Annotated in this window: 8 protein-coding genes; 1 reads left to right on the top strand and 7 read right to left on the bottom strand. The window is 46.1% G+C overall.

Annotated features, from left to right (window positions below; all coding sequences use genetic code 11):
• The coding region (locus AACQ21_RS03470; protein ID WP_181185612.1) for an ATPase, T2SS/T4P/T4SS family at positions 1–552 on the top strand (552 nt) is incomplete at its 5' end.
• An 83-nt stretch (positions 553–635) separates the two neighbouring features.
• Here the strand turns inward: AACQ21_RS03470 and ruvX are convergent.
• From ruvX to metK, 7 genes are all read right to left on the bottom strand, one after another.
• The gene (gene ruvX / locus AACQ21_RS03465; RefSeq protein WP_017045508.1) at positions 636–1064 is read right to left on the bottom strand and encodes a Holliday junction resolvase RuvX; all 429 of its coding nucleotides are present in this window, start codon (positions 1062–1064) and stop codon (positions 636–638) included.
• 82 nt (positions 1065–1146) lie between these two features.
• The gene (locus AACQ21_RS03460; RefSeq protein ID WP_017045507.1) at positions 1147–1710 is read right to left on the bottom strand and encodes a YqgE/AlgH family protein; all 564 of its coding nucleotides are present in this window, start codon (positions 1708–1710) and stop codon (positions 1147–1149) included.
• Positions 1711–1756: 46 nt separating this feature from the next.
• Entirely contained in the window at positions 1757–2710 is a 954-nt protein-coding gene (gene gshB, locus AACQ21_RS03455; protein WP_040122940.1) for a glutathione synthase, read from the bottom strand.
• Positions 2711–2723: 13 nt separating this feature from the next.
• Entirely contained in the window at positions 2724–3455 is a 732-nt protein-coding gene (gene rsmE, locus AACQ21_RS03450; protein ID WP_105977632.1) for a 16S rRNA (uracil(1498)-N(3))-methyltransferase, read from the bottom strand.
• A 108-nt stretch (positions 3456–3563) separates the two neighbouring features.
• The gene (gene endA / locus AACQ21_RS03445; RefSeq protein ID WP_013857813.1) at positions 3564–4271 is read right to left on the bottom strand and encodes a deoxyribonuclease I; all 708 of its coding nucleotides are present in this window, start codon (positions 4269–4271) and stop codon (positions 3564–3566) included.
• A 133-nt stretch (positions 4272–4404) separates the two neighbouring features.
• A complete protein-coding gene (locus tag AACQ21_RS03440; RefSeq protein ID WP_017045505.1) occupies positions 4405–4905 on the bottom strand; it encodes a SprT family zinc-dependent metalloprotease in 501 nt (166 codons plus the stop codon).
• A gap of 67 nt (positions 4906–4972) precedes the next feature.
• Positions 4973–6127 (bottom strand): methionine adenosyltransferase, encoded by a 1155-nt coding sequence (metK, locus tag AACQ21_RS03435; protein ID WP_026027375.1) that lies wholly within the window; start codon positions 6125–6127, stop codon positions 4973–4975.
• Positions 6128–6532: the final 405 nt, after the last annotated feature.

Here is a 6532-nt window from a genome sequence, read left to right as displayed (position 1 = left end):
GCTCTGAAAAACTCTCTGCGCCAAGCCCCTGACATGATTTTAATTGGTGAGATCCGTTCACGTGAAACGATGGAATATGCGATGACCTTTGCCGAGACTGGTCATTTATGTATGGCAACGTTACATGCTAACAATGCCAACCAAGCGCTTGAGCGAATTTTGCATTTGGTTCCTAAAGAGCAAAAAGAGCAGTTTTTGTTTGATCTGTCGATGAACCTCAAAGGCGTTGTGGGGCAGCAGTTGATCCGCGATAAAAATGGCAAGGGACGACATGGTGTGTTTGAGATTTTACTCAACAGTCCTCGAATTTCCGATTTGATCCGCCGCGGTGATCTGCACGAATTGAAAGCGACGATGGGCAAATCAAAAGAAGTGGGGATGCAGACTTTTGACCAAGCACTGTATCAACTGGTCGTTGAGGACAAAATCAGTGAACAAGATGCACTGCACAGCGCTGACTCGGCTAACGATTTACGTTTAATGTTAAAAACAAAGCGTGGCGAAGGGATCAGCAGTGGCACATTGGATAACGTGCAGATTGATATGGAATAGTCGCAGTTTAAGACGAACAATCCCGAACTCGATTCGGGATTGTGCTGCGCCGCTGTATTAAAGTTAAGTTACGCGAGGTTAAGTTACGCGCCCCATTGCGCTTCAAACCAGCTCTCTAAGATCACTACGGCTGATTGGCAATCGACATTGCCTTTGCTCAGCGCCTTATAGCCGCCCATGGCAAATAAGTCGGCGCGGGCTTCCCGGGTTGAAAGCCGTTCGTCATGCATCTCGACGGCTAAGCCAAAGCGCCCGTGTAAACGCTGCGCAAATTTTTTGGCTCGTGGGGTAATGGTTTCTAATGCTTTGCCGTGCAAATCTGTTGGTAGCCCTACCACCAATAAATGGGGTTGCCACTCTTTGATCTGCTTTTCGATCTCTTCCCAATGTGGAATTCCGTCATTGGCTTTAAAGGCTTTAAGTGGCGATGCGGTGCCTGTAACTTCTTGGCCAATCGCACTGCCGATGCTTTTGGTGCCAAAGTCAAAAGCCATAATGGTTCTGGATGTCATAATCAGTATCTTGAATGTTGCAACGAAGGCTCTAAAAAGGCGCGTTACCTAGTTAGAGCCGTAAAGGTTAGAGCCGTAAAAGTTAAGCATGCCCAGCTTGCGCTGAGAGTTGGATGGGATCAATGCCGAGTTTTTTAATCGCCTGATTCCACTTATCGTGAATGGGCGTATTAAAGATAACCTCTGGATCGGCCTCAATGGTTAACCAAGAATTTTCAGCCAGCTCTAACTCAAGCTGACCGGGCTCCCAGCCAGAATAACCCAGAGCCACAAGATAGTGACTTGGTTCGGCATCCGTGCCCAGTACCGCTAAAATATCTTTCGATGTGGTGACGGCAATGTCATCGCTCATACGGATGCTAGATTCATAATGATCTTTCGGTCGATGTAGGATAAAACCGCGATCTTCAGAAACAGGACCGCCATTCAATACGGGCCTTTTTAGGCTATCAAGTTGAAGCTTCGGGTAGCTTGGCTCAACATCGACTTGGTTTAACATGCCGCCCACGGTGATATCAATCGGCACATTAATCATCAAGCCCATCGCCCCTTCTTCATTGTGCTCACAGATGTAAATAACACTGTGCTTGAAGTAAGGGTCTCTCATACTTGGCATGGCGACTAAAAAATGATTTGTAAGATTCATACTGCCTCCAACCTATCGCAAATTACTGGGCAAGAGTTTGCCCAGTTCAGCATGACTTGTTGATTCGACGCTCAATCGCGTCCATCAACTTACCGGTAATTGAGATATCAAAGGCGGCCTCTATTTCACGAATACACGTAGGGCTCGTCACGTTGATCTCAGTGAGCTTGTCGCCAATAACGTCAAGTCCGACAAAGATTAAGCCTTTTTCTTTCAATGTTGGAGCAATAGTTTGAGCAATTTTTTTATCGGTTTCGCTTAGCGGACGCGCTTCACCACGGCCACCAGCTGCCAAATTGCCACGGGTTTCACCTTGTGCCGGAATTCGCGCTAGGCAGTAAGGCATTGGTTCACCATCGACCACTAAAATACGTTTATCACCGTTGCTGATGTCAGGCACAAAAGTTTGCGCCATACAGTAGTTTTGGCCGTGGTTAGTTAATGTTTCGATAATGACGGATACGTTTGGATCACCCTCTTTAACGCGGAAGATAGATGCCCCGCCCATACCGTCTAACGGTTTTAAAATCACATCACCATGTTGCGCGCGGAAGGCTTTAATTTTTTCCGCTTTACGCGTCACTATGGTGGTTGGCGTTAGTTCAGGGAACCATGCCGTAAACAGTTTCTCATTGCAGTCACGTAAGCTTTGCGGCTTATTGACGATTAATGTTCCTGCTTCTTCTGCTCGTTCTAGAATGTAGGTTGCGTAGATATATTCAGTGTCAAACGGCGGATCTTTACGCATCAATACTGCGTCGAGATCAGCCAGTGGAATAGTTTGCTCAGATAAAAACTCATACCAACCGTTCGGATCTTCTTTTAATGTCACCACTTTGGTATCGGCAAAAGCGACACCTTGATCTAAGTGTAGATCATTCATCTCCATATAGTGGATTTCATAACCACGACGCTGCGCTTCTAGCAACATGGCAAAGCTGGAATCTTTTTTGATGTTAATGGACGAGATAGGGTCCATGACGATACCAAGTTTAATCATTGTTTTTCTCCGGTTAGCCAAGATCGCCAAAGCGAACTTGAAGAGCAGTAATAGCCGTTAAGGCCGCAGTTTCAGTACGCAGTACGCGTGGGCCTAGCAAGGTTTCTTCAAAATGGTACTGTTCAGTCATGCTAATTTCTGATTCTGATAAGCCCCCTTCAGGGCCAATCAACAAACGGACTTTATTGATGGGTTGAGGCAGGGTATTAATCGAATACTTCGCACGTGGATGTAAGTTGAGCTTGAGCGCATCACTGGGTTCGGCACACCACTCTTCCAACTGCATAATTGGGCGGATCAGCGGCACTATATTGCGGCCGCACTGCTCACAAGCGCTGATTGCAATTTTTTGCCACTGTTCAAGTTTTTTCTCAAAACGTTTGGCATCTAATTTCACGCCGCAACGTTCAGAAATCAAAGGCGTGATGGTATTGACGCCAAGTTCGACCGATTTTTGAATGGTGAACTCCATTTTGTCTCCACGCGAGATCACCTGCCCAAGGTGTAAATTAAGAGGCGATTCACAGCTGCTTTCGACTCTTTTCAACACATTGACCAGCACATTTTTTTTGCTGACCTCGGTAATTTCCGCTGGGAATTCCGCGCCACTGCCATCAAAAAGCAGTACTTCTTGGCCCGCTTGCATGCGTAACACCCGGCCAATATGCCCAGCCGCATCATCATTGAGAGCAATAATGCTTGAGGATTGAAGAGGAGTCGGATGATAAATTCTAGGGATACGCATGGATAGTTCCTACCTGACGTTGAATAGCCATTAACATGGATGCTTTACACTGAAAAAACAAGGGGCAAGGGCGAGTTTCAATCACGAAAATAGCCCACAAAAAGTACCTCATGAACGGCACTGTTGCTGCACAAATGGGTTGTGGTTGCCTTGAACTTTGGCAATTCGCTGATCGCGTTTGCATTCCCACTCATCGGCTGGGTATTGGCGATTCCACGCTTGCATTAGTTGTGTTTGGGACTTGGATAACTGAAAGCCATAGTTTTGGCTCATGTACAAATAAGTACGAGCAATTGAGCCACGTGCTCTATCGGGTGGCATGACTTTACGTTGTTTAAAATCGACCTGCATTTCACAACGGCCATAGCTTTCACCCTCTACGCCATTCCACTGACTGAAATTGTAGTTTGAACGGTCACCGTTGACTTCGCCAATCGCCGGCGTCAGGTTGTGGAGGTCAGCTTCCATCGAACGAAAAATAGTATCATTTTTGGTGCAATTTTTACGTCCACCTTGCTGCCAACACTGGCGCTGGTGGCCAAATTGCCAAGCAGGGACGACGTGTTCCCATTCAATACGGCTGGCGCGAGTTTGTTGTTTGCGAACTTGGTAACCACAAGCTTGTAAGTCGGGCGTGCCTTTCTTACCTTGCCATGCAATGTCACAACCGCAGTAAAAGCTCACTGGATGATCATGATAGATTTTCAATGCTTCTTTTTTAGCTTGAGAAAAGGAAGCGGGAGGCGCAGCTAGGGCACAAAATGAGAACAGAGCTAAGCTGCTATTCACAAGCAATAAGCGAAAATAGGACATCATTTAGACTGATATAAGTATGGTTTTTATCAGTCTAACACTCAGATTAAAGAATAATAAATGATGTTTTTGTTGTTAATTGCAGATGGGTGTAACCACACCGCTGTAGATTCAAGTAACAGCAACCAAAGTTTATTTAGGAAAGCTGCACGCCAGTAAAATGGAGCGTTTGTGCACAGTGTTGACAGCGGTAGGTGGCTTGATTGCGCATCACTTTATTGTGACGACGGACAGTGAGCGGATAATGCGCACAAGCGCAGTGATATTCAAAGGTTTTGCCTTGCACAGAAGAGACTTCAAAGCGATGAGTGGTATTGGCTGGTAAATGAAACACTTGATTCATCACGGCCTGCCACTCTTTACCGTGTGGACGGACACGACCATAGCGCTGGTAGGTAATTAGGTGGGCGATTTCATGTGGGATCACTTCATCGAGAAAGGCGCGTTGATTTTCAGCAAACAGCACTGGATTCAGTCTGATCTCCCAACGTTGTAAATAAGCCTTACCTGCCGCCTTTCCCCGTAACTGATAGCTGATACTCGGCATAGGGAAGTCGTGCTGAAAATAGTGACGAGCGGTTGTGATGCACTGTTTTGCTTTTACTTGCGCGCGGTAATGTAGCTCAAAATTAGGCACAGATTCATTCCTAGAAAAAAGCCCTTGCGAATGAGCAAGGGCTTACAAATTTAAACTAGGTTGAAAATTACTTCAAGCCAGCAAAGTCACGCAGGATGGCGGCTTTGTCAGTCGCTTCCCAAGGAAACTCTTCACGGCCGAAGTGACCGTAAGCGGCGGTTTTCTTGTAGATCGGTTGCAGCAAATTGAGCATTTCTTGTAGGCCGTATGGGCGTAGGTCGAAGTGCTGGCGTACCGCTTCAATGATGATCTCTTGTGATACTTTCTCAGTACCAAAGGTTTCGACCATGATTGAGGTTGGATCTGCGATACCAATGGCGTATGACAACTGAATTTCACAGCGGTCAGCAAGGCCAGCCGCCACGATGTTTTTCGCTACATAACGCGCCGCGTAGGCTGCACTACGGTCTACTTTTGATGGATCTTTACCAGAGAATGCACCACCACCGTGACGCGCTGCGCCGCCGTAGGTATCAACGATGATCTTACGACCAGTTAAACCACAGTCACCCATTGGGCCGCCAATCACAAAACGACCGGTTGGGTTGATGAAGAATTTGGTCTCTTTGCTAAGCCACTCGGCTGGCAACACAGGCTTGATGATCTCTTCCATGACGCCTTCGCGTAGGTCAGCTGTCGAGATAGAGTCGCAATGTTGCGTTGAAAGAACGACTGCATCAATTCCGACAATTTTACCTTGGTCATATTGGAAGGTAACTTGAGATTTTGCATCAGGACGTAGCCAAGAAAGCGTGCCATTTTTACGCACTTCTGCTTGTTTTTGCATCAAGCGGTGAGCGTAGGTGATTGGTGCCGGCATCAGGATTTCAGTTTCGTTGGTCGCGTAACCGAACATAATACCTTGGTCACCGGCGCCTTGTTCTTTAGGATCGGCCTTATCAACACCTTGGTTGATATCAGGTGACTGTTTACCAATGGTATTCAAAACGGCGCAAGAATTGGCATCGAAACCCATCTCTGAGTTGACGTAACCAATTTCACGAACGGTTTGGCGAGTAAGCTCTTCAATGTCCACCCATGCAGAGGTAGTGATTTCACCACCAACCATGACCATGCCGGTTTTCACGTAAGTTTCACAAGCAACGCGCGCTTTGATGTCTTGTTCTAGAATCGCATCCAAAACTGCATCAGAAATTTGGTCTGCAATTTTATCTGGATGGCCTTCTGAAACGGATTCAGAAGTAAACAGGTGCTTAACCATGAGAGCTCCACTTTTAATCGTTGGACTATGGCAAGCTTCGCTCACCATCGTTATTCATTAGTTTATGTAGGTGTTTCTACATCTAGACGTCTATTCTAGTTTTGAATGGTCGAATTACAAGTTATTTTTACGCCTGTCTGTAAACCAAACGTTTGCTTAAATTTAGATGAAAAATTGGAGTTTGGTTTTTTATCCTAAAAATAAGCGCTAAAGAGCACTATTTCTCCAGTAAAACGTTTGCAGTGAGAAAAGTGCTTTGAGAGAATAGCCGCGCTATTTTCAGCCCATTTCCGTTAATTTGAATTCGCTTAATGCACTCAGGAGCAGACATGTCTTCCCGTAACCTTGTTTCTAATAAAGAACTCGCCAATGCCATCCGTGCTCTTAGTATGGACGGTGTTCAAC

Source organism: Vibrio sp. V01_P9A10T6 (assembly GCF_963877065.1).
Taxonomy (GTDB): Bacteria; Pseudomonadota; Gammaproteobacteria; order Enterobacterales; family Vibrionaceae; genus Vibrio; species Vibrio anguillarum.
The sequence above is the reverse complement of the archived record's forward strand: the minus strand, read 5'-3'. Positions and strand labels throughout refer to the sequence as shown.

Bases quoted from the DNA above. Each gene is read 5' to 3' on its own strand.
- gshB (WP_040122940.1), bottom strand. From the start codon at position 2,710: ATGATTAAACTTGGTATCGTCATGGACCCTATCTCGTCCATTAACATC.
- ruvX (WP_017045508.1), bottom strand. From the start codon at position 1,064: ATGACATCCAGAACCATTATGGCTTTTGACTTTGGCACCAAAAGCATC.
- endA (WP_013857813.1), bottom strand. From the start codon at position 4,271: ATGATGTCCTATTTTCGCTTATTGCTTGTGAATAGCAGCTTAGCTCTG.
- metK (WP_026027375.1), bottom strand. From the start codon at position 6,127: ATGGTTAAGCACCTGTTTACTTCTGAATCCGTTTCAGAAGGCCATCCA.
- AACQ21_RS03460 (WP_017045507.1), bottom strand. From the start codon at position 1,710: ATGAATCTTACAAATCATTTTTTAGTCGCCATGCCAAGTATGAGAGAC.
- rsmE (WP_105977632.1), bottom strand. From the start codon at position 3,455: ATGCGTATCCCTAGAATTTATCATCCGACTCCTCTTCAATCCTCAAGC.